This is a genomic window from Rhodococcus gordoniae (assembly GCF_001646655.1).
Lineage (GTDB): Bacteria > Actinomycetota > Actinomycetes > Mycobacteriales > Mycobacteriaceae > Rhodococcus > Rhodococcus gordoniae.
Map to the genome: position 1 here is coordinate 1 of NZ_LPZN01000057.1, position 26,107 is coordinate 26,107.

The window sequence follows — 26,107 nt, forward strand, 5'->3', positions numbered from 1 at the left end:
ACCTCGGCCGGTGACGGCCTACGAGGCCGTCGGGCAGCGGGCGTTGGCGGCCGGGACGCTGATCATCGCGGCCGCGGGGAACAACGCGCGTCGGCCGGCGGATCCCGGATTCGTCGGCAGCCCCGCGAATTCGCCGTCGATCATGGCGGTCGCGGCACTGGCGTCCGACCTGAAGATGGCGGCCTTCTCGGCCAGAGCCACCGTGGTTCCGGGCGGCGCCGTCGATATCGCCGCACCCGGTGTAGACGTGTACTCGTCGTGGCCGATGCCGGACCGCTACAACACGATCAGTGGGACGTCCATGGCCACCCCGCACGTGGCGGGATTGGCGGCTCTGATCGTGCAGAGCACGGCGAGGACCGGGAAGGAACTCTGGAAGACGCTGGTCGACGGAGCCGAGGTGCTGCCGTTGCCGCAGACCGATGCAGGCGCGGGGTTGGCGACGGCGCCGTGATTCGGCGTCGAGGCGCAGGACCTCGTCGTCCTTGCCGCCGGGCAGGCCGACGCGGCCCTCGCCGCCATCGAGGCCGTTGTCTCGGTGGCCCGGTCGCTCCGGCCACGGCTGCTTCTCGTCCTCGCGGATCCCGATGTGAGGGAGGAGATTCGAAGAATCCCCGACGTGTGGTTGCACAGATCGTGACGAGAACAGTATTCGTCACCGGATCGGGGGTTCCGGCCGATGTCTCGCACCGGTCGGAACCCCCGATCCACGTCTGCCGCGCGCCCGGCACGGCGACGAACGCCAGGAAGGAGGCATTGTTGTCCGTCGGATAATCCGCGTCGTATATTCGATACCGACTATTCGAGGCGCAGCAGTCGCGGTTCCCGAACGCCTCCCGACGATCGAAGGAGGCAGGAGCGGTGTCCGAACAATCCCGTATCGCCGTCCTGACACCGATAGCCATCGCTGTGCTCGGACTGCTCGAGGAGCGACCGATGCATCCCTACGAGATGCATCAGCTTCTGCTCAAGCGCCGGGAGGACAACCTGATCAAGCTCCGGCCGAGCTCGCTGTACCACACCGTCTCCCGTCTGGTGGAGAGCGGATTGATCCGGCAGGAGGGCACCGAACGCGCAGGTAACAGACCCGAGCGCACCACCTACAGCATCACTGCGGCCGGAGCGGAGGCCGTGCGTGCCCGCATCGCCGAGATCATCCGTCGACCGGCTCGCGAGTATCCGATTTTCCCTCTCGGCCTCGCCGAATCGCACAATCTGCCGGCCGACGAGGTCGTCGCCCTGATCGGTGAACGCATCGATCGTCTCGAGGACGATCTCGTCGAACTGGACGCCATCCGTGCCTGGGCCGTCGACAACGACGTGCCCCGGCGGTACTGGGTGGCCGTCGACTTCCTCCGCGACAGAACCGCTCACGAAACGGAATGGTTGCGGCGCCTGATCGGCGAGATCCGTGACGGCTCTCTCGCGTGGCAGAACTTCGACGCCGGAGGCGCGCGGATCCCGGACCCGCCCCGCGATCCCGGCCGCGACTGGAGCGCGGCATTGACCGACGAGACTCTCGCCGAATTGCGGAGAAGCGCTGTAGGCGACCCGGGACGGTCGCGGGCGTCGACCGAACCGTGACATCTCGAACCAATGGATCGCCGGTCGTGCTCGGCCGGTACGGACAGGAACGACATCGATGAAAACCGAACGTAATCCGTGGTGGGGCCTGTCGGCCCTGGTGGTCGGGTTCTTCATGATCCTGCTGGACCTGACCATCGTTGCGGTGGCCAACCCGGCGATCATGACCGACCTGCAGGCAGACATCAATCAAGTCGTCTGGGTGACCAGCGCCTACCTGCTGACCTACGCGGTGCCCCTGTTGTTCACCGGTCGCCTCGGCGATCGGTTCGGGCCGAAGAACATCTATCTCGCCGGCCTGGTCGTGTTCACCGCGGCATCGCTGTGGTGCGCGACCTCCGGCTCGATCGAAATTCTCATCGCCGCCCGCGCCGTCCAGGGACTCGGCGCGGCGCTGATGACGCCGCAGACGATGGCGATCATCACTCGTACGTTCGCGCCGGACAAGCGGGGTGCGGCCATGGGGTTGTGGGGCGCTGTCGCCGGCCTGGCCTCACTGCTCGGCCCCCTCGTCGGCGGTGTGCTGGTGGACTGGCAGGGCTGGAACTGGATCTTCTACATCAACGTCCCGATCGGTGTCGTGGCGTTCGCATCGGCGGCGTGGCTGGTGCCCAGCCTCGAAACCCAACCGCACAAGTTCGACGTCGTCGGTGTGATCCTCAGCGGTATCGGTCTGTTCCTGCTGGTCTTCGGAATCCAGGAAGGATCCAGCCGGGACTGGGACGTCTGGACGTGGGTGATGATCGTCGCGGGTATCGCGGTGATGGTGCTGTTCGTGGTCAATCAGGCCCGCAACAAGGGTGAACCGTTGGTGCCGCTGAGCCTGTTCCGCGACCGGAATTTCTCGATGTCGAACATCGCGATCTCGTCGATGGGCGCAGCCATGACCGCCCTGATGGTCCCGGCCTACTTCTATCTCGAGACCGTCCGCGGATTCTCCCCCACGCGAGCAGCCCTGATCTTCGCCCCGATGGCGATCGTCACCGGCCTGACCGCACCGCTCATCGGCAAGTTCTCCGACAGGATGCCGCCGCGGGTCCTGCCCACCATCGGCTTCACGGTGTTCTCGGCGTCGGTCTTCGGCTTCGCGGTGCTGATGACGCCGGACAGTCCCATCGTGCTGTTCCTGATCATCGCCGCCGTTGCCGGCGTGTCCAATTCCTGCATCTGGGCACCGCTGGCGTCGACCGCAACCCACAACCTGCCCATCCATCAGGCGGGCGCCGGTGCCGGCATCTACAACACCACCCGCCAGGTCGGTTCGGTGCTGGGCAGTGCCGCGATCGGTGCCTTGATCTCGTCGCGGATGGCCGCGCAGGGACTGGGCGAAGTGCAGGCCGGCGAGGGAAGCGGCGCCGCGATGGGAAACGCTCTCCCGGAGCAGATCGCCGAGAAGTTCAGCACTGCGCTGAGCCAGTCGATGCTCCTGCCGGCGACGGTCCTGCTCATCGGGATCGTGGCGTCGGCGATGTTCGTCGGTCACGCCTCGTCGCAGCGGAAGGCGCAGACCGGAACCGAACCCGATCGGGCCGAGATCACCGGCTGAGCGGAGCTCCCTCGTCGCGATCGTCCGGTCCTGGGCGGCACGAATGGAGACGCTCCCGCCGAGTACCGCACTCGGTGGGAGCGTTTCGTCTGTCGAAGTACGGTCAGCCGTAGTGGCAGACGTAGCTGACGGCTTCGGTGACCTCGATGTCGAACGAAGAATCGCCCGGCACCGAGAACGAATCACCGGCACCGTAGGTCGCCCATTCCTCACTGCCGGCCAGCCGGACGCGGCACGCGCCGCTGTGCAGCTCCATGACCTCCGGCGCGGCGGTTCCGAAGTTCAGGGTGGCGGGCAGGATCACGCCGGCCGACTTGCGGGTTCCATCCGCCAGATGGAAGTTGTGGCTGACGCACTTGCCGTCGAAGTAGACGTTGGCACGCGGGTCGAGCGTCACGTCGGCGTAGGTCGAAGTCGGCTTACTCATGAACTGGAGCGTAGTGAGGCGGATGCGGGTCGCCGGTCGGAGGGTCGGTCGAGGTGGGTGACCCCCCGGGTGCGTGGCGGGTTCGCCAGGGTGTCATCGGTGCCGGTGCCGGTGCCGGTGCTGGTGCTGGTGCTGACGGGGCGGAAGGGTGGTGTCGTCGAGTGGCTGCCGGTCCGCCTCGTCGGTGAAACTCACCTCGACGGTTTCCTCGGGTCGGCGTTCCTCCATCTTGGCCAGGAGCACCATCGCCGACTTGTCCTGCGCGGTGAACGGCGGTTGCGTCATCGATCGGGGCCAGAGACGGTAACGCAGGACGACGTTGATCTCGGCGGCGAGCAGGGTCAGCCGCGCACCGAGATACAACCAGGACAGGAGTCCGAGGACGATGGCGAAGAAGCCGTAGACGTCGGTGGCGTGGTCGATGGTGTAGCGGACGAACCAGTCTCCGATGCGTTGGAGGATCTCCCAGAAGACGGTGGCGATGACTGCGCCGACGACCACGTCCCTGATCTGCACGGTGGCCGAGGTCAGCACGGTGAAACAGACCAGGAACACGGTGAAGTTCACAGCCGCCGACGCGACCATGGTCCATGCCCCGGACAGCGCGCCCAGGCGGGGAGCGAACCCGATCAGGGTGGTCGAGAGCAGGATGCCGAGGCCGAGGAACACCAGGATCGTCATTCCTCGGATGCGGCGGCCGACGAAGCCGGGCCAGTCCTTGAACGGAACGTTCCATACCGTGTTCATGGCGTTCTGGGCGGCCTGGCCGATGCCTTGGGCCCCGTAGAGGGCACCGAGCACACCGAGGACCAGAGCCCAGCCGTTACCCCGCAGCGGGTGGGTGGAACTGCGTAGCTGGGTCCCCAGGATGGGGAAATCGGCCAGCGCGGAGTTGATCATGTCTTGTTCGAGGTCGGGATGACCGGCGAGGATGAACCCGAGGATCGTCGAAAACAGCAGCAGGACAGGGAAGACCGCGAACAATCCGTAATAGGCGATGATGGCGGACTTGCCGCCGGCCTGATCGTTGCCGAACTTCTGCACCACCGCGAACGGCACCGCGAGGACCGGATGTCGTTGCTGGAAGCCGTCGATCCGGCGGACCATGATTTCGATCCGGTTCATCGTTCGCCTCCGAAGTGGTACCGGGTCGGCTGTTCGTTTCCATTGTCCGAAGAACCACAAGGGGACGGGTGCCGGCGCGGGAACCCTGGCTCCGGCCGGAATCGGTCGACGGGGTACGGCGGGCCGAGGAGCAAGAGATCCGGGCGAACCGGCTTCGGCGACGCCGGTCGTCGACCCGCGGGAGCACTTTCCTATGCTTGGCGTTGCGCACGCCGTAATCGGTGTCGGTCGCGAACGGTTCCACCGATCCGGAACGCCGACCGGCGAGTGGCGTGCGCCTCGTCCGGGCGGCACCCTCAGCCTGCGACGGGTCAGACGAGCCCGAAAGGCAGAGGAGCGCAGTGAGCACCCCGGAATTGTCACAGTGGAACTCCCAGGAGGCCATTGCGGAAGCAATGATCCCGATCATCGGCGGTCTGCACCGCCGGCACTCGGTCACAATCCTGCTCCACAGCCGCTCCCTCGTGAACAAATCGGTCATCGGCATTCTGCGGACCCACCGTTTCGCGCGGCAGATCCGCGGCGACGAGCTGTCCGTCGAGGCGACATTCCCATTCCTCGAAGCGCTGACCGATCTCGATCTGCAACCGTCGAAGATCGATCTCGGCCTGCTGGTGACGGCATATCACGCCGAGGGGGCCGGACGGTCCATCCCGGAGTTCGTCGCTGAGAGCCTCGCGGATCTGGTCGGCGGCGCGCAGACGAGCCCCGCGAAACCGCAGGACGTGGTCCTGTACGGGTTCGGGCGAATCGGCCGGCTCGTCGCCCGTCTGCTCATCGAGAAGGCAGGCTCGGGCAATGGGCTGAACCTGCGTGCTGTGGTGGTCCGTAAGGGAGGTGACGACGACCTGACCAAGCGTGCCTCTCTGCTGCGTCGCGACTCCGTCCACGGACAGTTCAACGGCACGATCAAGGTCGACACCGAGAACAACGCCTTGGTCGCCAACGGCAATGTCATCAAGTTCATCTACAGCAACGATCCGGAAAGCGTCGACTACACCGAGTACGGCATCGACAAGGCCATCCTGATCGACAACACCGGAATCTGGCGCGACCGCGACGGGCTGTCGAAGCATCTCCGCCCCGGTATCGCCAAGGTGGTGCTCACCGCACCGGGTAAGGGTGATCTCCCGAACATCGTGCACGGCGTCAACCACCGCGACCTCGACCCGGACGAGAAGATCGTGTCGTGCGCGTCCTGCACCACCAATGCCATCGTTCCGCCGCTGAAGACCATGGACGACGAATTCGGTGTGGTGCGTGGTCACGTCGAGACGGTGCACTCGTTCACCAACGACCAGAACCTGCTGGACAACTACCACAAGGCCGACCGCCGGGGTCGTTCCGCGCCGTTCAACCTGGTGCTCACCGAGACCGGGGCCGCCTCGGCGGTCGCGAAGGCACTTCCCGATCTGAAAGCGAAGATCACCGGCAACTCGATCCGCGTCCCTACGCCGGATGTCTCCGTCGCGATTCTTCACCTTCAGCTGACTCGTGAGACCACCAAGGAAGAGGTGCTCGAGCACCTGCACCAGGAGTCGCTCACCGGGGCGCTACGCCGCAACCTCGACTACACCTCGGCCACCGACGCAGTGTCGAGCGACTTCATCGGGTCGCGCGCGGCGTGCATCATCGACGCCAACGCCGCGATCGTCGACGGCGACACCGCCATTCTCTACGTCTGGTACGACAACGAATTCGGCTACTCGTGCCAGGTGGTACGCACCGTCCAGTACCTCTCAGGTGTGGAGTACCCCGTCTATCCCCTCACGGAAGCCGGCCCGGTGGAGCACGTCGGTGCGCCTGCCGCTGCGCAGGGATAACAGACCTGCGGGGATTGCAGTAACGACCGTCCTCCAGGGACTCGTCGACGAGGGAACCCATCCTTACCTGAGGATGGGTTCCCTTTTACGTTGGGTCACCGAAGTATTCGCCGGGGAGAACCCCGACCGCACCTCTACCGCCCGGTCGTCGCGATCCGGTCCACAGCGCGGAGCACTGCACGCCGGTTCGCGGCGTCCGGCCGTGAGCTCGTCACGGTTCCGTCCCTCGCACGATCCTCGTATTCTGTCTTGTGGGGTCTCCTCGACGAAGGAGGCTGAAAATGAGTCGGCCGACCACAGACCCGACCTTCTATCGGACCGCAGCAGACGCGGCCGCCGCCCCACCGGAGCGATTGGCCTACGTGGCTGCGTTCGATCGCGCGGCGGACAAGCCCGACGCCATGAGCGTGATAGACGTGGATCCCGGCTCGGACACCTATGGCCGAGTAGTGGGCTGGACCGAGGTACCCGGGTTGGGCAACGAACTGCATCATTTCGGTTGGAACGCCTGCAGCAGCGCGTTGAAGCACGAGGGCCACGATATGGCGGGATTGGCACGCCGATACCTCATCGTGCCGGGCATCCGCTCGTCGTCCCTGTATGTGCTCGACACCGGGCCCGACCCGCGTCAACCCACCGTGGCCAAGGTTGTGGACGCTGCCGATCTCGCTGCCAAGGCGGGTTACTCTCGACCGCACACCTTGCACTGCGGGCCGGACGGCGTGTTCATGACCTGCCTGGGTGGTGCCGACGGATCCGACGGCCCAGGCGGGATCGCCCTCCTCGATCACGGCACGTTCGACGTGCTCCGGCAATGGGAAGCCGATCGGGGGCCGCAGTATTTCGCGTACGACGCCTGGTGGCATCTGAACCAGAACACGCTGATCAGCAGCGAATGGGGCACACCGTCGATGATCGAGAACGGATTGGTGCCCGCGCTGCTACTGGCGAACGAGTACGGCCATGCGATTCATTTCTGGGACCTGTCCACAGGCGCGCACCAGCAGCGAGTGGATCTGGGCGCGCAGTATCAGATGCCGCTCGAACTGCGCCCGTCGCACGACCCGGAGGCCACCTGGGGATTCGTCGGCGTGGTCGTCTCGACCGAGGACCTGTCCGCGTCGGTGTGGCGTTGGCACCGCGGTGACGACGGTTGGGCAGTGGACAAGGTGATCACGATCCCGGCCGAGCCGGCGGAGCCGGACGCACTGCCGCCGGCGTTGAAGCCGTTCGGTGCGGTACCGCCGCTCGTCTCCGACATCGACCTGTCGGTCGACGACGCGTTCCTCTACGTCTCGTGCTGGGGCACCGGAGAGCTGAAACAGTTCGACGTGCGTGAGCCCGACCATCCGAAGGAGACCGGGTCCGTCCGACTCGGAGGGATCGTCGGCCGCCGCGCCCATCCGGCGGTACCGAACGAGCCGCTGTCCGGTGGTCCGCAGATGGTCGAGATCAGCCGGGACGGCAAGCGGGTCTACGTCACCAACTCCTTGTACGGGGCCTGGGACGACCAGTTCTACCCGGACGGGGTCGGCGCCTGGATGGCCCTGCTGCACACCGACCCTCGCGGCGGGATGGAAATCGACGAGCGCTTCTTCCCGCACGGCGACGACTTTCGTGGTCTGCGGGCGCACCAGGTTCGCCTCCAGGGTGGCGACGCCTCCTCGGATTCCTACTGCTATCGGTAACGACGGCTCGGACCCGAGGCCTCCACTCCGTTGGCGCACCCTCCGGCCCGACTCGGTCAGGGCTGGTAGTCGGGGTACTTCGTGTGCAGCCGGAAATATCCGGTCACGTTCTCCCGGAGCCAGTCCTTGCCGTCGTCGGGAGTGCGACCGTCACAGATCGCGTCGCCTTCGATGCAGACTCGCTCGACGTGGATCTCGCCGAAATCGCTGCGAGCGCCGCCGAGCGTCACGCCGGGAACGACGGGACCCGGGAACAAGGTCTCGACGCCGCGGTTGTCGCGGGGATCGGAGTAGAGAATGCCCGAGATCCGTTCGGCGGGAACGGACCCGTCGGCTGCGATCTCGGCGAGAACGTCTCCCGCGATCGAAGCGCCTTGCGAGTATCCGAGAACCAGCAGGTCCGAGTCGGGGCAGGTGCTGTGTCGGACGGTGATGGTCTGGCGGAGTCGCTGATGCCCGATCTGCTTAGACCTGTCGTAGGCGACGGCACCGTCGTCGTCTATGCCGTCGAAATCGTCGCTCGAGCCGGTGCCCGGCATCGGTACGACCACTGCGGGGTACCGGATGTGTTCGACCACCGTGCCGGGAACCTCGTAACGAGCGGAGATCTCCGCCAGGGGGGATTCCGGATCGATCGAGTCGAGGGTCTCGAAGCCGCGGGTGCCGTCGACGGCGAGAACGTATCGTTCAGGGCAGTTGCGGACCGGGTCGGCGGACGCGGAGCCGACCGGACCCGCGACGCTCAGTCCTGCAGTAAGCAAACCTGCGGTGAGCAGGCCGACGGCGCGGCGGTGTCTGCGATCGATCCGGGACATGCGCGATTCTCCTCGTGTGTCCCCGACAGACAACAATCGACGTCGATGATATCGATGTCTCTTTTGTTCGGCATGGTGGGGGTGCGCGATCTCGGTGACGGTCGGAGAATCTCTGCGCGATGTGAACGGAACATTCTCATCGAGGTCGCGAGGCTTCGGCCGGAACTGTTCACGTAGCTCGATCCCGCAGTACACCGACGAAGCGGTCCGAGACCGGGTCCCGTCCCTGTACCGCCGAGATCAACGACCTCCGAGCCGAAGTGGATTCTCGCCGTGCTCCGTCGAGGACGGCGTGGGAGGGCGGAAGGTGGTCGACGAGCACCCGATCAACCCTGATCGAGCTGTGCGACAACCAGATGCAATGCCGCCGTGGTGCTGAGAGTTCGAATGCGCTCGCGGTCCCCGGGGAAGCGGCGGGTGACGGTGTACGTCGGCCGTCCCTCGATCGCGACGCCGAAGCAGACCGTGCCGACCGGCTTGGCCTCGGTGCCACCGCCGGGGCCGGCGATGCCGGTGGTGGAGACCGCGACGTCGACCTTCAGCCGATGTCGGGCACCCTCGGCCATGGCTGCGGCGACCTGTTCGCTCACCGCGCCGTGCGCGACGATCATTTCGGCCGGTACGTCGATCAGATCGGACTTCGCGTCGTTGGAGTACGAGACCACCCCACCCATGACGTAGGCCGACGACCCGGGTCGGTCGGTGAGACGCGCAGCGACGAGACCGCCGGTGCACGACTCCGCAGTTCCGATCGAGCGACCGTCGAGGGCATCGATCAGCCGGTCGTCGATGGTGGCACCGTCGAGGGAGAAGATCTGGCGTTCATGGTGTTCGATGAGGACGCCGAGAAGACGGCGATAGATGTGTGCGTCGCCGGAGGCGAATCGGGTCACCATGTCGAGTTCACCGTGTCGAAGGCACGTGGTGATCTCGAGCCGATCGAGGTCGGCGATCTCCGTTTCGGCCCGGCGCAGTGTCTCGGCGAGTTGTGCCTCGTGCAATCCGTAGGCGCGCACGGTTTCCTGCTGCAGGTCGTCGGCTCGGGACAGTACGTCGGCGACCGCGGGTGAGGTGACCGCGCTAGGCCACATCGCCTGCAGCTCACCGGGCGGGCCGGGCAGGATCACGATGGTCGGCACCGGCCGATCACCGGGCACCGCGGGGACGACCACACCTGGCGCTGTACCTGTGGGCGGCAGAGCAGTGGCGCCGATGGGAACGTGCGCCTGCTTACGAATCCCGATACGCGTCGGCCCCGCGTCGAGATCCGGGGCGTCCGGTCGGAAGCTGCGGATGATGCCCGCGATGTGTTCTTCGAGTCCGGGGTCGAGCAGGAGCTCGCGATTGCAGAACTCGGCGACGGTGGAGACGGTGAGGTCGTCGGCGGTGGGACCGAGACCCCCGCTGGTGACGACGAGGTCGACGCCCTGCTCGGTGAGGAAACGCAGCTGTGCGGTCAGGTCGGCGGGCCGGTCGCCGCAGATCGTGATGTGGGCGACGTCGACGCCGAGTTTCAGGAGTCGGTCGGACAACCACGGTCCGTTCTGGTCGGCGATCCTCCCGGTCAGCACTTCGGTTCCGGTCACGATGATTCCTGCACGTACGCTCACGGAGCCGAGCCTAGTCGCAGTGTCCGCCGGTGATTTGCGCCCGACCGGGAAGTTCCCTCCCCGATTTCTGATCTCGATCCGATAGGTGACGTCTCTTCACGACACAAGGGACGCCTTTCGTGCGAGCGGGTGTGGATACCCTCGCAACGGACCTCAGGCCGCAGCCGAGACCCGACACCCGCACCGCACGGTCCGTCCGTGCTCGTCGTCGGGCAACCACCCGTACTCGTCGCAGTCGTCGCACTTCGGTTGGGTGACACGGGGTGTAGGCAGCGACCGCCACAAGGGCAGCCATCCGTGCGCCAAGCGCATCGGATTGCCCGGTCTGTGCACGGATTTCGCCGCTGCGACAAGCATTGCCACCCCGTGCGTAGCGATGAGTGCTTCGATTGCCGCTGCCGCATCGGGTTCGAGGTAGACGAATGTCGCAGTGAGTTCGGCTCGCCTGCAGGCCGCTGCCAGCTCGACCATCGCCGGACTCAGCGGTTCCTTCGCGACGCGCGGAGTGCGGTTGGTTTCCGTCCTCGGTAGATCAGTACTTTCAAGAACGCCTGGGGCGCCGCTGTCCGCGCCGCCGGGGGTCGGATTCTCAGGTGTCGGGTCGGCGACGGGACGTTCGTAGACGGTCTGGATGGTGATCCACCGGCCGAGCTCGTTCTGGATCTTCTCGCGCACCAGGTAGCCGAGGTCGGTGAGCTCGCGCAGTGCAGATCGGATCGCGTCGCGGCCGTCCCTGGGCGACTGGGCCGCGATCGAGTCGGCACGGGTGCGCCAGTCGTCGGGTTTGGACAGCAATCAGACGAGCACGCCCCGGGCGCGGAAGGACAACCGCTCATCGGTGATGACAGCGTTGCTGAGAACGGTGAAATCGGCGGCCAGGCGCGGTCCACGACGCACCCCGCCGGCCAGGGTATTCTGACCCCCGTTCGACTCCTTGATCGGTCGGACATCTGGCGCGCTCAACGGGCTTCGAAGCGTGCCTCGACGTCGGCGGTGAGAGTGACGCGGTCGGGTTCGAACACCAACTCGGGCTCGGCGGACTCGGGCGCGCCCATCGCATCCGACCGCAACATCGCGGTGTGCATCATGGGAGCGCCCGCCGTGTGGACGGGGGAGGGCTGGGACCCGAGCATGCCCGGATCGGCGATGGCCACAGCGCGAATCGTGTTGAGGCCCAACGAGGCCGTGTACGCCTTCGCCTTGACCAGTGCGTCGCCCACGGCGAGATCGCGGACCCGCGCGAGTCGCTTCTGCTGCGCCTTGCGGGTGATCCACCAACGAAGGTCGGCGACGGTGACCACCTCGAGCGCCGCAACCTGCTCGACGAAGGTACCCACCACGTCCAACTCGTGGAAGGTCACGGTGATCGACGCCGACGAGTTGTACACCCAGGGCCGATTCTTACCCTCACGGCTGAACGGGCGTCGCCGACTGTGGCGTACCCGATCGAAGGTCCACCTCTTCACCGGGCTCGGGGAAGACTCCCGCAATTCGGTCACGAGATCGGTGATCGTGGCGACAGCCGCGGCCACCGGTTCTGCAGCCTGCTTGCGCGACGTGCCATCGGCATGCGCGCGCAGCACCACCGTGCACCGGTTGGGTGCGACGGTGCGTTCGGCATGACCGGTGACGGTGATCGTGACGGGAGGCTGGGTCATGCGCACGAGTGTGCCACTCCGAAAGTTTTCAGAAGTGAGAGGTGTGACTGATGGGACGACTGGGTACTCGAGGTGGGTCGAACTAGCCAGTGTTCACGAAAGGACTGCACATGCTCGGACTCGGAATCCTCGGTTGGATCATCATCGGTGGTCTCGCCGGCTGGATCGGTAGCAAGATCATGGGCACCGACGCCCAGCAGGGCATTCTCCTCAACGTCGTTGTCGGCGTCATCGGCGGCTTGATCGGTGGCTTCCTGCTCAAGGTCTTCGGCGTGGATGTCGAAGGCGGCGGACTGATCTTCAGCTTCCTGACCTGCCTCCTCGGCGCGGTCGTCCTGCTGTTCGTCGTCAAGGCCGCCACCGGCCGCGGCGTGCGCCGCTAACCGTTCTGCACCGCTCGAGGTCCCGGATCCGCACAGGGTCCGGGACCTCGCTCATGTCCGGACCTGGTATCCGTCAGCCCAGCCGGTCGCGGAACCAGCGCGGGTCGGGATTGGTATGCGACACATCGCCGACGAACACGGTAGGCACCGTCTCGTTCCCGCCGTTGACTTCCCGAACCCGCGCCGCGGCGGCGGGATCCCGCCAGATGTCGACCCAGATCGCGCGACGTGCCCGCGAACGCACGGTGGCGCGCAACCGGATGCAGAAGGTGCAGCCCGGGCGCCAGTACACCACGGGAACGCCGCGGGCCACTGCATCGCGACGAGCGGTCGCGTCGTCGACATGATGGGGGAAGAACAGGGGAGAGACGACCCACGCCATCGCGAGCAGCAATACCGACGTCACCACCGAGGTCACGTCGAATGCACCGGTGAGCAGAACGACGGACGCAACGACCACCATCGCCGCACCCAGGATCCAGGTTCGCCACACAGGAGTGAGCCTAGTTCCTTCGAATCGGCATCGACGGAGGGCTCGAAGGCTGCCCGATGACCGCTCCGCCCATATGCCGCTACCTGCGGGTCTGCGCACAGGAGAGAGCGCGCGCTAGCGTATTCGGTCATGGTCGTCACCGAGAGTTCACCTCCTGTATCCCCGCGGTTGGTCCGCTCGATGTTCATCCCTGCCGTGGGGGTCGCACTCGTGCTGACTCTGCTCGCGGCAGCGACGGTGCCGATCCGCGATCGCCTGTACCTGTCCGTCGCCCGGACCGTCGAGGGATCGTTTCTCGGACCGCCCGCGGGTCTCGTCGCCGACAAGGGGCTGCTCGTCCTCGTCGCCTTCACCGGTGTCCTGGCGGCATGGTTGTGGCGGAACGACCGCCGGGGCTTCGGCGCCCTCGCCGCCGGCGGTCTCGGAGTGGTGGGTGCCTATCTGTCGAGCGAACTCGTCAAACTGGTGGTGACGGAGCCGCGACCGTGTCGCGCGCTCGGCATCGCGACGGTACTGGAGTGTCCCGAGGTGGGCGACTGGTCCTGGCCGTCCAACCATTCCGTCATCGCCGCCTCGTTCGCGACCGCGTGTGTGCTTGCGGCTCCGCGCCTGATCTGGCTGGTCGCGCCGCTCGCGGCGGTACTCGCGTTCTCCCGGGTGACGGTGGGGGTGCACTACGTGCACGACGTGCTGTCGGGCATGGCGCTCGGTGTACTGGTCGTGTCGCTCGTCGTCGCGATGCTTCTGCCCTTCGCGTCGCGACTTCCCGTCCTGTCGCGCGAGGCCCGGTCGAACGGGGACGGGTCTGGACAGCGGGTGAGCCCAGGGCGTTGACTGAAGGTGCACAGTCCGCACCGGGAGGCCGTCATGGGCATCATTGTCGGCTTCCGCGGCGGTGGTGCTCGATGAGTACCGGGGACCGGATCCGGGATCTCGGGTATGCAGCGGGGTGGCGGGCGGTATGCGCGCTTCCGGAGAAGCCGGCGAACCGCCTGTTCGAGATGGCCGCGGACCGTGCGGCGCGAGACGGTGGGCCGATCCAACTACGACGCAACCTTGCCCGGGTGTTGTCCACTACTCCGGATCGGGTGCCCGACGAACTCGTGCGCGCGAGTCTGCGTTCCTACGCGCGGTATTGGTGTGAGGCATTCCGGTTGCCGTCGATGGACCCGGTACGGCTGGCCGAGACCATCGACTCCGCGGCGACCGGACTCGAACACATCCACGAGGCCGTCGCGCGTGGGCGCGGAGCTGTATTGGCGCTTCCGCACAGCGGCAACTGGGACCTGGCGGGAGTGTGGATCGTACAGCGGATCGGCACACCGACCGTCGTCGCCGAGCGGCTGCAACCGGAATCGTTGTTCCGCCGCTTCGTCCGGTTCCGTGAACGTCTGGGTTTCGAGATCCTCCCGCTCACCGGTGGCACGGTTCCCCCGTTCGAACGATTGACCGTCCGAATTCGTCAGGGACGGTTCGTCGGCCTCCTCGGCGAGCGTGATCTGACAGGAGCGGGCGTGCCGGTCACCTTCTTCGGCGAACCGGCCTGCATGCCGGTCGGCCCGGCCCGGCTGGCGATCGACACCGGCGCACCGCTGCTGCCGGTGCATTGCTGGTTCACTCCGGGCGGCTGGGGGTTCCATGTCGACGCGCCGATCGATACCGCAGGAAGCGTACAGGCCACGACTCAGTCCCTGGCCGACCGGTTCGCCGCCGGTATCGCCGCGCATCCCGCCGACTGGCACATGCTGCAACCGGTGTGGACGGCCGACAGGTGGGGCCACCCGCAGACGCCTCCGGCGGGGCGTTGAGAACTGCCCACAGGGAGATGGTTCGCTACCGATAACCCTCGATCCCTGCAGGTGGGCCCAGCGGCGATGCGACTTTCGGCTCTACAACGACGGTTGCGGAGGATCGACACTGAGGACGGAAGCACGATGCCCGGAGAGTGTGATGATCCGCGGAGACACGGCAGCGGTTCGGTGGTGGCGCTTGCGGCCGTGGAGCGCGAACCCGCTCATGCGCGGCAGTGACCGCCTCGAGGCCGTCGCAGTGGTGCTTCTGGCCGCCATCATGCTGCTGTTGGTGCCTGTCGCCGGTGTCATCGGTACCGACTCGTATGCGCAGCTGACCGAACGATCGCATCAGCAGGCGATCGAAGAGCGGCAGGTGCCGGCGATCGTTCTCGATGACGATCCGGACGATGTGGCGGTGCGCGACCCGGTGGCCGAGTATCCATCGCGTCTCGGACCGGTTCTCGCGCGATGGGAAGTGGGGGGGCGTCGAGCACACGGGCCTGGTGGGTCTCGATTCCCGGGGCGAGACAGGGGAGACGGTGCGCATCCGAGTCGACGAGAAGGGCGACTACATGCCTGCTCCCCGCACCGGAACCGAGAACGCGATCGCTGCGCTGGGTGCGGCACTGGCATTCCTCATCCTCGAAACCGTCGGATGCGTGCTCACACTGCTCGGAATTCACGGCGTTGTGAACCGGCATCGAATCTCCCAGTGGCACCGGGAGTGGCAGGACACGCGGCGGCTTCCCGGGTGGCCCATCGGCTGAGCGCGCCGCCGGATGGGCCCACGTGCCGGATGCGGTGTATCGGACGGTCAAGCGAAGTGGGCTCCGGTGATCTCCGCACGAAAGAACTCGCCGTCCGAACCGGTACCCGTGTCCCACCTCGCGCCGATACGCGAGGCGATGGTCATGCCACCGAACCGGCGCTCGGCCTCGACGGTGACGATGAACGGGTACCGACCGAATCCCTGCCCTTCGGGGTCGCCCCACCGCAGCATCCGCAGCCCTCGCAGCGCCCCGTCTTCGGCGATGTCCAGGCGTACGGTCTCCTGCCGGCCCGCCACCGTCCAGGCCGCGGACGCGAGGAGTTCGTCGCCACTCCACCGCGCGAGGGGAAAAGCGGTGGGCACGAAGATGCTCTCTCCGGCGAGGCGGCCGGCCGCACTGTCGCTGACATCCCGGCCGGTGGCGGACATCATCGGAATGAATCCTCCTATCCGCCAGCGCATCTCACCGACCCCGGCGGTGAAACGGTCGTAACCCGATACGGGAACAGGGCCGATCCGGGTGGTCGCAGCCCAGATGAATCCTGTCGCCGGAGCGAGAAGTTGCACGGCGGTGAACGGCCGCCAGGATCCGAGCCGGATCTGCCCGGACATTTCCAGTCGTACGGCAGCGGCCATCGGCGTACCGTCGGCAACCGCATGGTCGATCCAGCGCCGCACAGTCGGTGGCAGAGATTCGGTCAGGGCCGGGGAGAACGGTGCGGTGCTGCCCCGAACCTCGGAAAGGGTGCGCCAGTGTGCGCCCACATGACGCGCGGCGAGAGGAACAGTTCGTGCACGGCCCATCCGCCCGCATCCTTCACCGGTCGACTCGGCCCTTCCGGTGATTCGTCCGGATGTCGGTTCGTCATCGGTCGAATCGGGCCGATATTCGCTGCTTCCAGCACACTATGCCCCGCCATCGAGTCCTTGCCGGCTGTTCTGCTGATCAGAACGGATTTTCCGTGGAGCCCACCAGATCCGCAACCGAGTCGACGACGCGGGTCGGCCGATAGGGGAATCTCTCGACGGATTCGCGGGTGGAAATACCCGTCAGAACCAGCAGCGTCTGCAGCCCGGCCTCGAGGCCGCAGACGATGTCGGTGTCCATTCGGTCGCCGATCATCAGCGTGTGGGCGGAGTGCGCACCGATCGCGCGCAGGGCCGAGCGCATCATCAGGGCGTTCGGTTTACCGACGAAATACGGTTCGCGGCCCGTCGCGCGGGTGATCAGCGCCGCGACCGCCCCGGTGGCGGGTAGTGAGCCCTCCCGCGAGGGGCCGGTCGGATCCGGGTTGGTCGCGATGAAGCGGGCGCCGCGTTCGACGAGACGGATCGCGGTGGTGATCGCCTCGAAGGAGTACGTGCGCGTCTCCCCGAGGACGACGTAGTCGGGGTCGCTGTCGGTCAGCACGTATCCGATGTCGTGCAGGGCCGTCGTCAATCCGGATTCGCCCACCACATAGGCGCTACCGCCGGGTCGTTGATCGGCCAGGAACGTCGCCGTCGCCAACGCCGAGGTCCAGATCGACTTCTCGGGAACGTCGAGGCCGGTACGCAGCAGGCGGGCACGGAGGTCTCGTGGCGTGCGGATGGAGTTGTTGGTGAGCACCATGAACGGTGTGCCGTTCTCGCGCAGTTCGGTCAGGAACGTATCGGCGCCGGGAATCAAGTGATCCTCGTGCACCAGAACCCCGTCCATGTCCATGAGATAGTTCCAGACCGGCGCGGATACGGGTTCGTCGCTCACCGTTCGAGTGTGTCACCGACCGCTCGGCTCGGCAGCCGATACAACCCGATCACCCGACGAGGACGATATGTAGAACCGTGGCCGCCGAACGGCCTGTGAAAATTGCGTCCTGCGAAGCCGGGCATCGACGACCCCGGCGGCTCCGCGCTGTCCGCTCCGTGCGGATTCGATGCTGCGTAAGGAACTCACCCGCCGAGGTTCGCGATGGTCGAGTCGAGCACACCCGCCTGTAGCTCGAGGTCGCTCTCGTCGTAGTCCCGATCCTTCGGCAGCCGTGTCCGGAGTTCCTCTCGCGTGACCACGAGGAAGGCTCGATTCCGATCGGTTACGTCGTGGCCTCCGACAACGCGGAATCGACCTTCCTCCAGAACGAGTGCGGGGTTGTCGAGTGTCGAGTCGAGAAGTTCTCGTAGGTCGGCGACGGTCAGGTTGGTAGGCACATGTCCTCCTGCACTTGCAGTCCTCGTGAACCCAGTGGTGGGCCTCTGCGGAGATACCCGGTCCAGTGCCGGCCGAACCCGGCGAGCCTCGGTCGGCGTAGCGGGTCGAGGCAACCTCGGGGGAGTGGCTCACCGGTCGCGAGTCGGTGAGTGTCGCCTCGACTTTCGAAACGTTGAAGGCCAATAGGAAGCCGGTACCGAATCACCGGTAGATACAACGCGCAGTGTGGAGTCGCGTACGCGTGGTCTACGCGGTACGAGAGTGGGGAGTTGCGTTGACGATTGCGAGCAGGGTCTGCAGGGAGGCGGCCTCGTCCTCGGCGACAGTCGGCCGCGAGGTGGCAAGCGTCCCGCAGCCGGCCGCGATCATCCCGAGGATGAAGCCGGGTTCGAAAAACCAGAAGAAGCCGAGGGACAGCACTCCCAGCCAAGCAGATACCGCGGGTAGCAGGAAGCGTGGTCGGTGCGATCCCCGACGCCCCGTGCTCCCGAACGCAGGGGCCGGGTCGAATCAGGGTCGCTCATCGGTCCTCCTTCGCGTAGGGGACGAGTCGGGCCGGTAGGTAGGTGTACGGATCACGCGTACCGGAAACGGGGTGCGGATCTGGTGCTGAGCGCGTATATGCGGGTGATGAACGGCCAAAACCCCGGGGACATGCACCGAGGGTGCCGAGGCCGCTCCGGGGCTTTGGTTATCTACCCTATCGGGGGCGGAGCGGCATGCCTACCGGTTTGCCGCGCTCCGTGTGCGCAGCGATTGTCGACCCCACCAGCGTCAGGACGGAGTGTCGGTCCCGGTCTTCAAGAGTCGGGTTGCCAGTCGAACGTGATCCCTGATCTCGTGACGAGATTCGATGCCCATGGAGGGACAGGATCAGATGAGTACAGCGGACGGCAAATTCGCTTCAGCGACCGGCTCCGGGCCGGGAGTCGGTCGGGACATTGCTCGAGGTCTTGCGTCCGGAGACGCGCATACGGCAATGCAGGACGAGGAAAAGAACGTCGTACTGCTCCATCGAGACGGGCCTGTGGGAGTCATCACCCTCAACCGGCCCCGGGTTCTCAATGCCGTCGACGCTGCTCTGTCCGACGCGTTGGGTGCCGTTCTCGACGAGTTCGATCGTGACCCCGGTCTGCGAGTCGGCGTCGTGACCGGAGCGGGACGAGCGTTTTGCGCCGGCGCCGATCTCGCGGCCTTCGCCGATGGCGAGTCCGTGCTGCCGACAATCCATCCGGAGTGGGGCTTTGCCGGCTTGGTCGAGCATTACGTGTCCAAGCCGCTCATCGCCGCTGTCAACGGGGTGGCGGTGGGTGGTGGTACCGAGATCGTGCTGGCGTGTGATCTCGCCGTGCTCAGTTCCGAAGCCACGCTCGGATTGCCGGAGGTCAAACGTGGTCTCATCGCGGGAGGCGGAGGTCTCATACGTCTTCCGGGACAGATTCCCCCGAAGATCGCCGCGCACGCAGTCTTCGCCGGCGAACCTGTTTCGGCCGAGGCGGCCCTGCGCTGGGGGCTGGTCAACTCGGTGGTTTCGCCCTCAGAGGTACTGCCCGAAGCATTACGTCTGGCTCATGTCATCGCAGCCAACGCACCCGTCGCGGTACGCGCGAGCAAGAAGATCATGGCGCACGCGCAAGCAGCCGGACTCGAAGACCGCATCTGGAAAGTAAATTCGGCCGAGTCCGACGCCGTGTGTGCCAGCGAGGACGCGTTGGAAGGTGCTGCCGCATTCACCGAGAAACGGCCGCCCGTATGGCGGAACCGCTGAACTGTGCACATCTTCTCGCCGTAGCAGCTCGTCGACCGAGGGTTGGTGTGTGTATCCACGACCTTCTCGAGCTGTCGCACCTCTCGGGATCGGGTGAGGCTCGAGCATCATGAATTTTCTGGATCGGCCTGAATTTTCCACATGCAATCGTAATTGCAAGGGGCGTTGGTGAAGAGAACGACAGAGGCGGCCGGACACGTTCGGAACGCGACTCGGACACAGACCGCGTTGTTGGATGCAGCGCTCGAGGTGTTTCTCAGGGACGGGTACGGCAAAGCTACGACCGCGGAGATCGTGGCCCTTGCAGGGGTAACCCGAGGAGCTCTCTACCATCACTTCGCGAACAAACACGAATTGTTCCGAGCTGTGATCGAGCGCGCGCAACGGGGGATTGCGGAAGCCCTTGTGCCGACCGAGCCGGTCGACGCTTCGTGGGAGGCGCTCATCGGTGGGGTACTCACTGCTCTCGATTCCGCTCACGACCCGGCGGTGCGTCGGTTGCTCCTGATCGAGGCGCCCGCCGTCCTCGGGTGGATCGACATCCGAGGAGCTCAGGAACAGCTACTGCACCGCATCACGGCCATGCTGGAACCGGTCGAAACGAGCGAACGAGGACCATCGACTCGCGCGGCCGTACTCGCCCGTCTGCTGGTTGCCGCAGTCGAAGAGGCGATGTTGTACCTGGCCCATACCGACAACCCCGAGCGTGACCACGCAATCGTGCAGTCCGAAGTGCGCAAAATTCTCGAGAAGACCGGTCTGCCCGGCAGGTAGTGAACCACGTGGATCGACCGACCGGCCGGGGCAGCCGATCGTGGCTTCGTGCATGTGCGGCGTCGGTCGACCGTGTCCTTCAGGGTGGGCAGAACAATCTCGAAGCACCGGAGACCTCCCGGGCCGGCGTGGTCGAAGAGAAGAGGGCGGCATCGGGCGCGATCACCTCTCACCCGCAAGGCGATACTTGCGGTATGGAAGTGAACGGTTCGTCCGGTTCGGAGGATGATGTCGCGGTGTTGTCGTTCGAGTCGACGGTGCCGCGAAGGCATGTCCACCGCCAGGCAGTGTCCGAGGTATTCCTCACCGATTGCGTCCGCGGTCCCGGACCGGACCGGTTCGTCCTGGGTGCGCAATGGCCGCGTCTGCACGGTTTCTACCGCAGCCGGGCGGGTTGCTACGACCCGATGCTGCTCGCGGAGACGCTGCGCCAATGCGTGATCTATCTGGCGCACACCCGGTATCGGGTCTCGCTCGGTCGGCGGTTCGTGATGCAGACGCTCGAGATCACCGCCGAGTCGGAGCGACTGGTGATCGGTGCCGGCGCCGCGGAGGTCGCCGTCACCGCGGTGGTGTCGGATATTCGACGCCGTGGCTCGCAGGTCACCGCTTTGAGTGCGGCGTTCGAATTCACGATCGCCGGTCGCCGTGTGGGGTCCGGCCGAGGCCGAACTGCGGTTCTGACGACCGAAGAGTACGACATCGTGCGTTGGGGTGCCGGTGGGCCGCGGGCGCTGGGGTCTGTCCCCGGGGGAACACCGGTGGATCCAGCTGTGATCGGGGTGCCGGTGGTCGGGGATGTGGTGGTGGGTGCGACGGCGCGGCCCGGTCGCTGGCGGGTGTTGCCGGATCTGTCGCATCCGGTGTTGTTCGACCACCCGTCCGATCACCTGCCGGGCATGCTCGTTCTCGAGGCTGCCCGTCAGGCGGCACGAGCGGAACGCGGGAACCCGGAGGCGGATCCGGTCTCGATGAACGTGCGGTTTCACCGGTTCGTCGAACTCGACGTTCCGGCGGAGATGGTGGTCTCGAGCGTCGAGGAGGAGCCTGCGAGTGCGCATGTCGTGCTCGAACAGCGTGGAATCGCGATGGCTACGGCGATGCTGAAATGGGCTGCCGGCGCATGTCGTGCGCCGGGACCGGAGTCCGGCAGGTAGCGGCGTGTCAGACCGGTTGGCGGGTGTTGCTCCAGCGGGCGTGGATGATCGTGTCGCTGTCGGGGCGGCAGTCGGCGGTCAGGATGCCGTTGAACACGAAGTGCAGCATCTGGTCGATGCGTTGTTCGAGATCGATGCGTCGATCGAGGACGTTCGAGACCATCTGAACGCCGGTGAACGCCGAGATCACGAACCGTGCCAACTCGGGGGGATCGATCGTAGGGAGCAGGTCGCCCTCGGCGATCGCGGTCTCGACGAGGTGCCGGCAGGCTTCGATCCAGTCCTGGTACGGTCCCGGCTGGTCAGGTTCGGCGCCTGCGCTGAATTCGAGGGTCAACCGGATGCCGGCCCGGACGATCGGATCCTCGACGATCTGGCGCCCCATTTCATGGCAGAGCATCACGATCTGCTCGAGCGCCGAGGCCTGTGTGGCGGCGATCGCGTCGACCGCGGCGATCGAGATGGCGTGTTGCTGTTCCACGACGGCGTGCGCGAGTTCGTCCTTCGATTTGAAGTGGAAGTACAGGGCGCCTTTGGTGAGCCCACTACTCGCGTCGACGATCGCCCCGAGGCTGGCACCGTCGAATCCCAGCCGATCGAACGTGGCGGCCGCTGCCGCCACGATCTGCTGTCGGGTCTCTACTGCCCGAGCTTGTTTGGCCACACCCCGTGTCCTTTACTCGAAGATCTACCGAAAGGCCAGTCGTGGAGCACCTCGACCCTCTGCCTCCCCTGAGGCGAACCGTACCACCGGACCGAAACGGCATCGCGGACCGCGCATCCTCGTCGCCGACATCCGCATTGTGCGTCGCAGTGGTGGGTTCGAGTGGTTTTCTCGGTGGGGCGGTGCTCGACGCCCTGCTGAACATGGGGGTGACATGCACATCGATAGCGCGCCGTCCCCCCGCGTCCTCGGGACCGTCCATGCGCGTCGTGGCGGCAGATCTACTCGATGTGGAGTCTTTGACCGACGCGCTTGCCGGTGTCGACGCGATTGTGCATGCCGCCTCCTATACGGGCTCCGACGCAGCCCGGTGTGAAGAGGTCAACGCTGTCGGTACCGAGAATCTGGTGACGGCGGCCGCTCGCCACGGTATCGGCCGCATCGTGTATCTGAGCACGATCGGCGTCTACGGCCCCGGACCGCATCGCAACGTCGTCGAGGGGGAGCTTGTCCCTGCTCCCGTCACTGCGCTGAGCGCGAGTCGTCTGACTGCCGAAAACCATGTACGCGAGCACGGCGGTCTGGTACTGCGTCCCGGATTCGTGCACGGACCCGGCGACCGGTGGTTCCTGCCCGGGTTGGCGCACATCGTCTCGACGCTCGGGGCGTGGGTCGACGATGGCGTCGCACGGCAATCGGTGATTTCACGCCGTGACGTCGGTCGGCTCGCCGCCGCGATCACGGCGCGCCCGCTACCTGCTGCGTTACGTGGGGGCATACGGCATCTCGCGCATCCGACCGCGGTGACCGTCCGCGAACTCGTCCACGCTGCCGCCGCGCGTGGGCTGCTCGCACCACCGACCCACTCCGTCGACTTCGAGCAAGCACTACGGAGAGGGCGGGAACGAGGACTGTCCGCGCGTCACATCGATCTGATCGGGCACGATCATCACTACGTCAGTGCCCGAATCTGGGCCGAGGCTGCACTGGAACCCTCGCCGGACCCCATCCCGGCAGATCCCACCTCACGGTAGGGAAGCTCCTGAAATCCCGACGTGGATCGGGTTCGACGTGTTCTCCGGGACGGAGCGACCGTGCAGCGTGTATGTGTCGGTGAAGCGTTCCCTATGTGGTGTACATGCGGTATTCTCTATTGGACCGGCAATACCGGTCGAATGGTATTGTTTGTATCGGATGGCATCGATGCGGGTGAATATCGGGAGTGGCTGACAGGCCAGTGATGGCGAGCTTTACGAGGGGTACTCACCATCACTGGCCTGCGAGGTTCCGTCGGCATACGGCGCCGACGGAACCATGGTCCGCGCGTCGGGGGGGAAAGCGCGCGAACTGTGCCCCACATAGGGAGCATGGGGCACTGCACAGACTATTCGAGAACTCGACCGTGTGCACAACTCCTCCTCGTTCGACGACGATCTCGATGACGGGTGCCGAAGTGCAGGACGTGGCGAGAGCCTGTCGGTGACCGATTCCCGCAAGGCACCCCTGCTCGCGATGGTCGTGCCCGGCGTGATCGGATTCGTCCTGTCGCTGACAGGTGAGGGCGCGATGCGCCCCTCGACATGGCGGTGTTCGGCACCGTCTCGTCGCAAACTCCCCGGAGGAAGAGTTCGCAGCACTCGCGAAGGCAGAAGAAGAGTTCGGGTGACGACTTGACGCTGTTCCGTTCGGTCGTGCCGTCCTCTCACACGATGTGGACCGACGTGGGTTCGTAGACGAGGGCCGAACTCGCCGCCGCTCCACGACAGGTCAATCGACACGGTGGAGAACGGTGGACCTGCAACTCGACCTCGACGCGTTCCGGGTGCGGTGCACGGCCGGTGAGCCGGATCCGCCACAGGTCACCCTGGCGGGCGCTCTCGGCGACCGTGTAGTCACTACGTCCGGCCGGGCCGAAACGTCGGAGAGTGGCCGCGATCGCGGCCTGCTGGAGCGGAGCCAGGTCGGTGTATCCGCGCAAATGATGGTGATGGATGCGATCGGAGAAGTGCTCCTCGATCGTGACGACGGACGACTCGGCATCGAGACCGCCGTAGTAGACACCGTCGGGCACGATGACGACATTGGCTGCGAACCGGTCTCCGCCCACGTGGGTGCATTCCCACACCTGTTCCGGCCAGTGCTTCGCGAGAGCGCGTGCCACCGGCCGCCCACGTACGGCGCAACACGGATCGTGGTGACCGTGCGTGCAGACCAGAAGGACGGGCGGCCCGCCCGGACGTCCGGGAGTATCGAGGGCGGTGGCGATCTGCGCCAGATCCTCGTCACCACTCCACGTTCCCCACTGCTGACGCACGACACCGGACGTCTCACGGCGCAGCACCGCCCAACGGTCGGGCCCTTCGCGGCGACGGCGACCCGGGCGCTCGACCAGCAATATCCGTGCCCGTGCCGTCTGCGCGGCGGAGAACACGAGCGTCTTGGTCGCAGGCTCGAGATCGAGACCGTCGAAGCCGTCGAGCGGCCACCGACCTCGATATTCGATGAGAACCCAGACTAAGCCACGAGGTGCTGTGCCGGCCATCGGGTCACCGCGCATCCGGGCACTGTCTGCGCAGAAGAAGCGTTCGGCCGAGGCCATAGTGCACCGTCACTGTTCCGCGGGGACGAGAATCCCTGCGCGTAGCAGCCGCTCGACCAGATCGATTCCGAGAGTTTCTGCCAGGTGGGTCTTGCCGTCGAGTAGTTGCGTGACTCCCGGCCGATCCCCGGCCGGCACATCGAGCCGGCCCACACGCGTGACCAGATGCGAACCTTCCAGGCGTGCGTGCAGCGCACCGCGAAGCTGCACTGCGGTGTCGGGGCCGAGATCGTGAACAGCACCGAGTTGGGCCAACGGGCCCAGGGGTGCCGGACGTCCCTGTTCCCGCCGGACACGGTGGAACAGGGAAGTGGTGTCGACCCGGGACATGCAGTCGATGAGACTTTCTCGAACAGAACCGATTTCGTTGTCCGGAGCATCGATACCCAGAGGCAGTGCGCGACGCATCCCGGGATCGTCGGCAAGTGCGGCAAGCGCGGCTCGGCTCAGATGCTCGGCCAGTGCGTAACGCGTCCACGTGTGAACGCCGACAGTGAGGTGAACGGACATCTCACCTCGAGCTTCGGCGGCATGGATCCAGCCGCGCGGCAGATAGAGGCAATCACCGGGCTCGAGTACGGTGTCGATACAGGCCGGCCCTGTCGCGGCTCGGGTGACGGCGGAGCGGTGATCGGTCCAGGGTTGATCGCGCAGGGGAGCCGGGTGGACGGGTTCATGGATAACCCATCGCTTGTTTCCCTCGATCTGCAGGACGAAGACGTCGTGAACGTCGTAGTGGTGGTCGAATCCCTGGTTCTGCGGTGGGGTGATGTAGGCGTTGACTTGGACGGGATGTCCGAGTTCGCTGCTCAGATCAGCGCTGAACTGTGTGATCGGCTCCCATGTGCGGTGCAGAGCGTGCAGGACGAGGGTGGCGCCGTCGGCGAGGCTGCGCCAGAGCTTGGTGTCGTCGAGTTGGTCGGCGATAGTAGCGCCGACGCCGGCGGGGGAGGTGAACGACGAGTCCGCGAGCGTCGCCCCGTCCTTGGCGACGCGAAGAAAGGGTGTGCGGAGTCCTCGGCGCGAGATGAGTTCGTCGACTGCGTCTGCCGAGAACAAATCGGAGAAGGTGCCGGTGCGGCGGGTGAGCAGCGGTGAGTGCCCCCAGATCTCCGATGCGAACTTCTTCCGGCCGATGTCGATCAGGCGTGATTCCAGGACTCCGACGTCTGCCTCGCTGCCGGAATCCTGGACGCGGTGGGACGGGTGCCCACACCTAACTTCCTCCGTCGGCTCCGCCATC

At 65.9% G+C, this 26,107-nt stretch carries 25 protein-coding genes and 2 pseudogenes; 14 read left to right on the forward strand and 13 right to left on the reverse strand.

Annotation, left to right across the window (positions count from 1 at the left end):
- The 3 genes from A8G18_RS19360 to A8G18_RS19370 all read left to right on the forward strand — a co-directional run.
- Positions 1 to 454, forward strand: a 454-nt coding sequence (locus A8G18_RS19360; protein WP_157100859.1) for a S8 family serine peptidase, incomplete at its 5' end; no start/stop codon positions are given.
- Between the two features lie 407 nt (positions 455 to 861).
- A complete protein-coding gene (locus A8G18_RS19365; protein ID WP_064065157.1) occupies positions 862 to 1,584 on the forward strand; it encodes a PadR family transcriptional regulator in 723 nt (240 codons plus the stop codon).
- Positions 1,585 to 1,642: 58 nt separating this feature from the next.
- Complete coding sequence (locus A8G18_RS19370; RefSeq protein WP_064065158.1) at positions 1,643 to 3,130, forward strand: DHA2 family efflux MFS transporter permease subunit; 1,488 nt, start codon at positions 1,643 to 1,645, stop codon at positions 3,128 to 3,130.
- Between the two features lie 103 nt (positions 3,131 to 3,233).
- Here A8G18_RS19370 and ppnP read toward each other — a convergent pair whose 3' ends face one another.
- Positions 3,234 to 3,557 carry a pyrimidine/purine nucleoside phosphorylase gene (gene ppnP / locus A8G18_RS19375; RefSeq protein ID WP_064065159.1) on the reverse strand — a complete coding sequence of 108 codons (324 nt, stop codon included), beginning with the start codon at positions 3,555 to 3,557 and terminating at the stop codon, positions 3,234 to 3,236.
- Positions 3,558 to 3,650: 93 nt separating this feature from the next.
- On the reverse strand, positions 3,651 to 4,682 hold the full coding sequence (locus A8G18_RS19380; protein ID WP_064065160.1) for a YihY/virulence factor BrkB family protein: 1,032 nt from the start codon (positions 4,680 to 4,682) through the stop codon (positions 3,651 to 3,653).
- Between the two features lie 341 nt (positions 4,683 to 5,023).
- Here A8G18_RS19380 and A8G18_RS19385 point away from each other — a divergent pair, with 341 nt between their 5' ends.
- Both A8G18_RS19385 and A8G18_RS19390 read left to right on the forward strand, forming a co-directional pair.
- Positions 5,024 to 6,505: a glyceraldehyde-3-phosphate dehydrogenase gene (locus A8G18_RS19385; protein ID WP_084421976.1), complete on the forward strand. Its 1,482-nt coding sequence runs from the start codon at positions 5,024 to 5,026 to the stop codon at positions 6,503 to 6,505.
- A gap of 281 nt (positions 6,506 to 6,786) precedes the next feature.
- A complete protein-coding gene (locus A8G18_RS19390) occupies positions 6,787 to 8,193 on the forward strand; it encodes a selenium-binding protein SBP56-related protein (protein WP_064065161.1) in 1,407 nt (468 codons plus the stop codon).
- Between the two features lie 56 nt (positions 8,194 to 8,249).
- On the opposite strand, the gene A8G18_RS19395 is transcribed toward A8G18_RS19390, so the two are convergent.
- The 4 genes and pseudogenes from A8G18_RS19395 to A8G18_RS19410 all read right to left on the reverse strand — a co-directional run bounded on the left by A8G18_RS19395 (position 8,250) and on the right by A8G18_RS19410 (position 12,276).
- The gene (locus A8G18_RS19395; RefSeq protein ID WP_064065162.1) at positions 8,250 to 9,008 is read right to left on the reverse strand and encodes a cutinase family protein; all 759 of its coding nucleotides are present in this window, start codon (positions 9,006 to 9,008) and stop codon (positions 8,250 to 8,252) included.
- Between the two features lie 326 nt (positions 9,009 to 9,334).
- Positions 9,335 to 10,618 carry a competence/damage-inducible protein A gene (locus tag A8G18_RS19400; RefSeq protein WP_064065163.1) on the reverse strand — a complete coding sequence of 428 codons (1,284 nt, stop codon included), beginning with the start codon at positions 10,616 to 10,618 and terminating at the stop codon, positions 9,335 to 9,337.
- Positions 10,619 to 10,771: 153 nt separating this feature from the next.
- Positions 10,772 to 11,515: pseudogene (locus A8G18_RS19405) on the reverse strand (replication protein).
- Between the two features lie 62 nt (positions 11,516 to 11,577).
- On the reverse strand, positions 11,578 to 12,276 hold the full coding sequence (locus A8G18_RS19410) for an SIMPL domain-containing protein (RefSeq protein ID WP_064065164.1): 699 nt from the start codon (positions 12,274 to 12,276) through the stop codon (positions 11,578 to 11,580).
- A gap of 110 nt (positions 12,277 to 12,386) precedes the next feature.
- Here A8G18_RS19410 and A8G18_RS19415 point away from each other — a divergent pair, with 110 nt between their 5' ends.
- Positions 12,387 to 12,659: a GlsB/YeaQ/YmgE family stress response membrane protein gene (locus tag A8G18_RS19415; protein WP_026003569.1), complete on the forward strand. Its 273-nt coding sequence runs from the start codon at positions 12,387 to 12,389 to the stop codon at positions 12,657 to 12,659.
- A 73-nt stretch (positions 12,660 to 12,732) separates the two neighbouring features.
- Here A8G18_RS19415 and A8G18_RS19420 read toward each other — a convergent pair whose 3' ends face one another.
- Positions 12,733 to 13,152 carry a glutaredoxin domain-containing protein gene (locus A8G18_RS19420; protein ID WP_064065165.1) on the reverse strand — a complete coding sequence of 140 codons (420 nt, stop codon included), beginning with the start codon at positions 13,150 to 13,152 and terminating at the stop codon, positions 12,733 to 12,735.
- Positions 13,153 to 13,281: 129 nt separating this feature from the next.
- Between A8G18_RS19420 and A8G18_RS19425 the strand changes: the two genes are divergently transcribed.
- The 3 genes from A8G18_RS19425 (at position 13,282) to A8G18_RS23465 (ending at position 15,712) form a co-directional block, all read left to right on the forward strand.
- Positions 13,282 to 13,986, forward strand: a complete 705-nt coding sequence (locus tag A8G18_RS19425; RefSeq protein WP_245207934.1) for a phosphatase PAP2 family protein — start codon at positions 13,282 to 13,284, stop codon at positions 13,984 to 13,986.
- 71 nt (positions 13,987 to 14,057) lie between these two features.
- Positions 14,058 to 14,960: a phosphatidylinositol mannoside acyltransferase gene (locus A8G18_RS19430; RefSeq protein WP_064065166.1), complete on the forward strand. Its 903-nt coding sequence runs from the start codon at positions 14,058 to 14,060 to the stop codon at positions 14,958 to 14,960.
- 524 nt (positions 14,961 to 15,484) lie between these two features.
- Positions 15,485 to 15,712, forward strand: coding sequence for a hypothetical protein (locus A8G18_RS23465; RefSeq protein ID WP_245207935.1), 228 nt, complete (start codon positions 15,485 to 15,487; stop codon positions 15,710 to 15,712).
- A 47-nt stretch (positions 15,713 to 15,759) separates the two neighbouring features.
- On the opposite strand, the gene A8G18_RS19440 is transcribed toward A8G18_RS23465, so the two are convergent.
- From A8G18_RS19440 to A8G18_RS19450, 3 genes are all read right to left on the reverse strand, one after another.
- Positions 15,760 to 16,518 carry a DUF6920 family protein gene (locus A8G18_RS19440; protein ID WP_342435219.1) on the reverse strand — a complete coding sequence of 253 codons (759 nt, stop codon included), beginning with the start codon at positions 16,516 to 16,518 and terminating at the stop codon, positions 15,760 to 15,762.
- 142 nt (positions 16,519 to 16,660) lie between these two features.
- A complete protein-coding gene (locus tag A8G18_RS19445; RefSeq protein ID WP_064065176.1) occupies positions 16,661 to 17,419 on the reverse strand; it encodes an HAD-IIA family hydrolase in 759 nt (252 codons plus the stop codon).
- 227 nt (positions 17,420 to 17,646) lie between these two features.
- Positions 17,647 to 17,901: a hypothetical protein gene (locus A8G18_RS19450; RefSeq protein ID WP_064065167.1), complete on the reverse strand. Its 255-nt coding sequence runs from the start codon at positions 17,899 to 17,901 to the stop codon at positions 17,647 to 17,649.
- Between the two features lie 980 nt (positions 17,902 to 18,881).
- Between A8G18_RS19450 and A8G18_RS19455 the strand changes: the two genes are divergently transcribed.
- The 4 genes and pseudogenes from A8G18_RS19455 (at position 18,882) to A8G18_RS19465 (ending at position 21,601) form a co-directional block, all read left to right on the forward strand.
- Positions 18,882 to 19,670 (forward strand): crotonase/enoyl-CoA hydratase family protein, encoded by a 789-nt coding sequence (locus A8G18_RS19455; protein ID WP_064065168.1) that lies wholly within the window; start codon positions 18,882 to 18,884, stop codon positions 19,668 to 19,670.
- A gap of 168 nt (positions 19,671 to 19,838) precedes the next feature.
- Positions 19,839 to 20,027 (forward strand): annotated as a pseudogene (locus tag A8G18_RS23610) (TetR family transcriptional regulator); the annotation flags it as partial.
- A gap of 48 nt (positions 20,028 to 20,075) precedes the next feature.
- Complete coding sequence (locus tag A8G18_RS23475) at positions 20,076 to 20,444, forward strand: hypothetical protein (protein WP_245207941.1); 369 nt, start codon at positions 20,076 to 20,078, stop codon at positions 20,442 to 20,444.
- Positions 20,445 to 20,638: 194 nt separating this feature from the next.
- Entirely contained in the window at positions 20,639 to 21,601 is a 963-nt protein-coding gene (locus A8G18_RS19465; protein ID WP_064065177.1) for a ScbA/BarX family gamma-butyrolactone biosynthesis protein, read from the forward strand.
- 7 nt (positions 21,602 to 21,608) lie between these two features.
- Here the strand turns inward: A8G18_RS19465 and A8G18_RS19470 are convergent, their stop codons facing one another.
- Positions 21,609 to 22,265 carry a ScbR family autoregulator-binding transcription factor gene (locus A8G18_RS19470; protein ID WP_064065170.1) on the reverse strand — a complete coding sequence of 219 codons (657 nt, stop codon included), beginning with the start codon at positions 22,263 to 22,265 and terminating at the stop codon, positions 21,609 to 21,611.
- Between the two features lie 152 nt (positions 22,266 to 22,417).
- Between A8G18_RS19470 and A8G18_RS19475 the strand changes: the two genes are divergently transcribed.
- Entirely contained in the window at positions 22,418 to 23,299 is an 882-nt protein-coding gene (locus A8G18_RS19475; protein ID WP_115311571.1) for an NAD-dependent epimerase/dehydratase family protein, read from the forward strand.
- Positions 23,300 to 23,967: 668 nt separating this feature from the next.
- On the opposite strand, the gene A8G18_RS19480 is transcribed toward A8G18_RS19475, so the two are convergent.
- Both A8G18_RS19480 and A8G18_RS19485 read right to left on the reverse strand, forming a co-directional pair.
- Positions 23,968 to 24,807 carry a sucrase ferredoxin gene (locus A8G18_RS19480; protein WP_245207937.1) on the reverse strand — a complete coding sequence of 280 codons (840 nt, stop codon included), beginning with the start codon at positions 24,805 to 24,807 and terminating at the stop codon, positions 23,968 to 23,970.
- A gap of 66 nt (positions 24,808 to 24,873) precedes the next feature.
- On the reverse strand, positions 24,874 to 26,107 hold a 1,234-nt coding region (locus A8G18_RS19485; RefSeq protein ID WP_177519036.1), incomplete at its 5' end, for a cupin domain-containing protein.

What these genes read in the sequence shown, in the direction of transcription:
- A8G18_RS19445 (WP_064065176.1), bottom strand. Translation starts at nt 17,419, where the DNA reads ATGGACATGGACGGGGTTCTGGTGCACGAGGATCACTTGATTCCCGGC.
- A8G18_RS19395 (WP_064065162.1), bottom strand. Translation starts at nt 9,008, where the DNA reads ATGTCCCGGATCGATCGCAGACACCGCCGCGCCGTCGGCCTGCTCACC.
- ppnP (WP_064065159.1), bottom strand. Translation starts at nt 3,557, where the DNA reads ATGAGTAAGCCGACTTCGACCTACGCCGACGTGACGCTCGACCCGCGT.
- A8G18_RS19465 (WP_064065177.1), top strand. Translation starts at nt 20,639, where the DNA reads ATGGAAGTGAACGGTTCGTCCGGTTCGGAGGATGATGTCGCGGTGTTG.
- A8G18_RS19455 (WP_064065168.1), top strand. Translation starts at nt 18,882, where the DNA reads ATGCAGGACGAGGAAAAGAACGTCGTACTGCTCCATCGAGACGGGCCT.
- A8G18_RS19415 (WP_026003569.1), top strand. Translation starts at nt 12,387, where the DNA reads ATGCTCGGACTCGGAATCCTCGGTTGGATCATCATCGGTGGTCTCGCC.
- A8G18_RS19410 (WP_064065164.1), bottom strand. Translation starts at nt 12,276, where the DNA reads ATGACCCAGCCTCCCGTCACGATCACCGTCACCGGTCATGCCGAACGC.
- A8G18_RS19480 (WP_245207937.1), bottom strand. Translation starts at nt 24,807, where the DNA reads ATGGCCGGCACAGCACCTCGTGGCTTAGTCTGGGTTCTCATCGAATAT.
- A8G18_RS19390 (WP_064065161.1), top strand. Translation starts at nt 6,787, where the DNA reads ATGAGTCGGCCGACCACAGACCCGACCTTCTATCGGACCGCAGCAGAC.
- A8G18_RS19370 (WP_064065158.1), top strand. Translation starts at nt 1,643, where the DNA reads ATGAAAACCGAACGTAATCCGTGGTGGGGCCTGTCGGCCCTGGTGGTC.
- A8G18_RS19440 (WP_342435219.1), bottom strand. Translation starts at nt 16,518, where the DNA reads ATGGGCCGTGCACGAACTGTTCCTCTCGCCGCGCGTCATGTGGGCGCA.
- A8G18_RS19430 (WP_064065166.1), top strand. Translation starts at nt 14,058, where the DNA reads ATGAGTACCGGGGACCGGATCCGGGATCTCGGGTATGCAGCGGGGTGG.
- A8G18_RS19425 (WP_245207934.1), top strand. Translation starts at nt 13,282, where the DNA reads ATGGTCGTCACCGAGAGTTCACCTCCTGTATCCCCGCGGTTGGTCCGC.
- A8G18_RS19380 (WP_064065160.1), bottom strand. Translation starts at nt 4,682, where the DNA reads ATGAACCGGATCGAAATCATGGTCCGCCGGATCGACGGCTTCCAGCAA.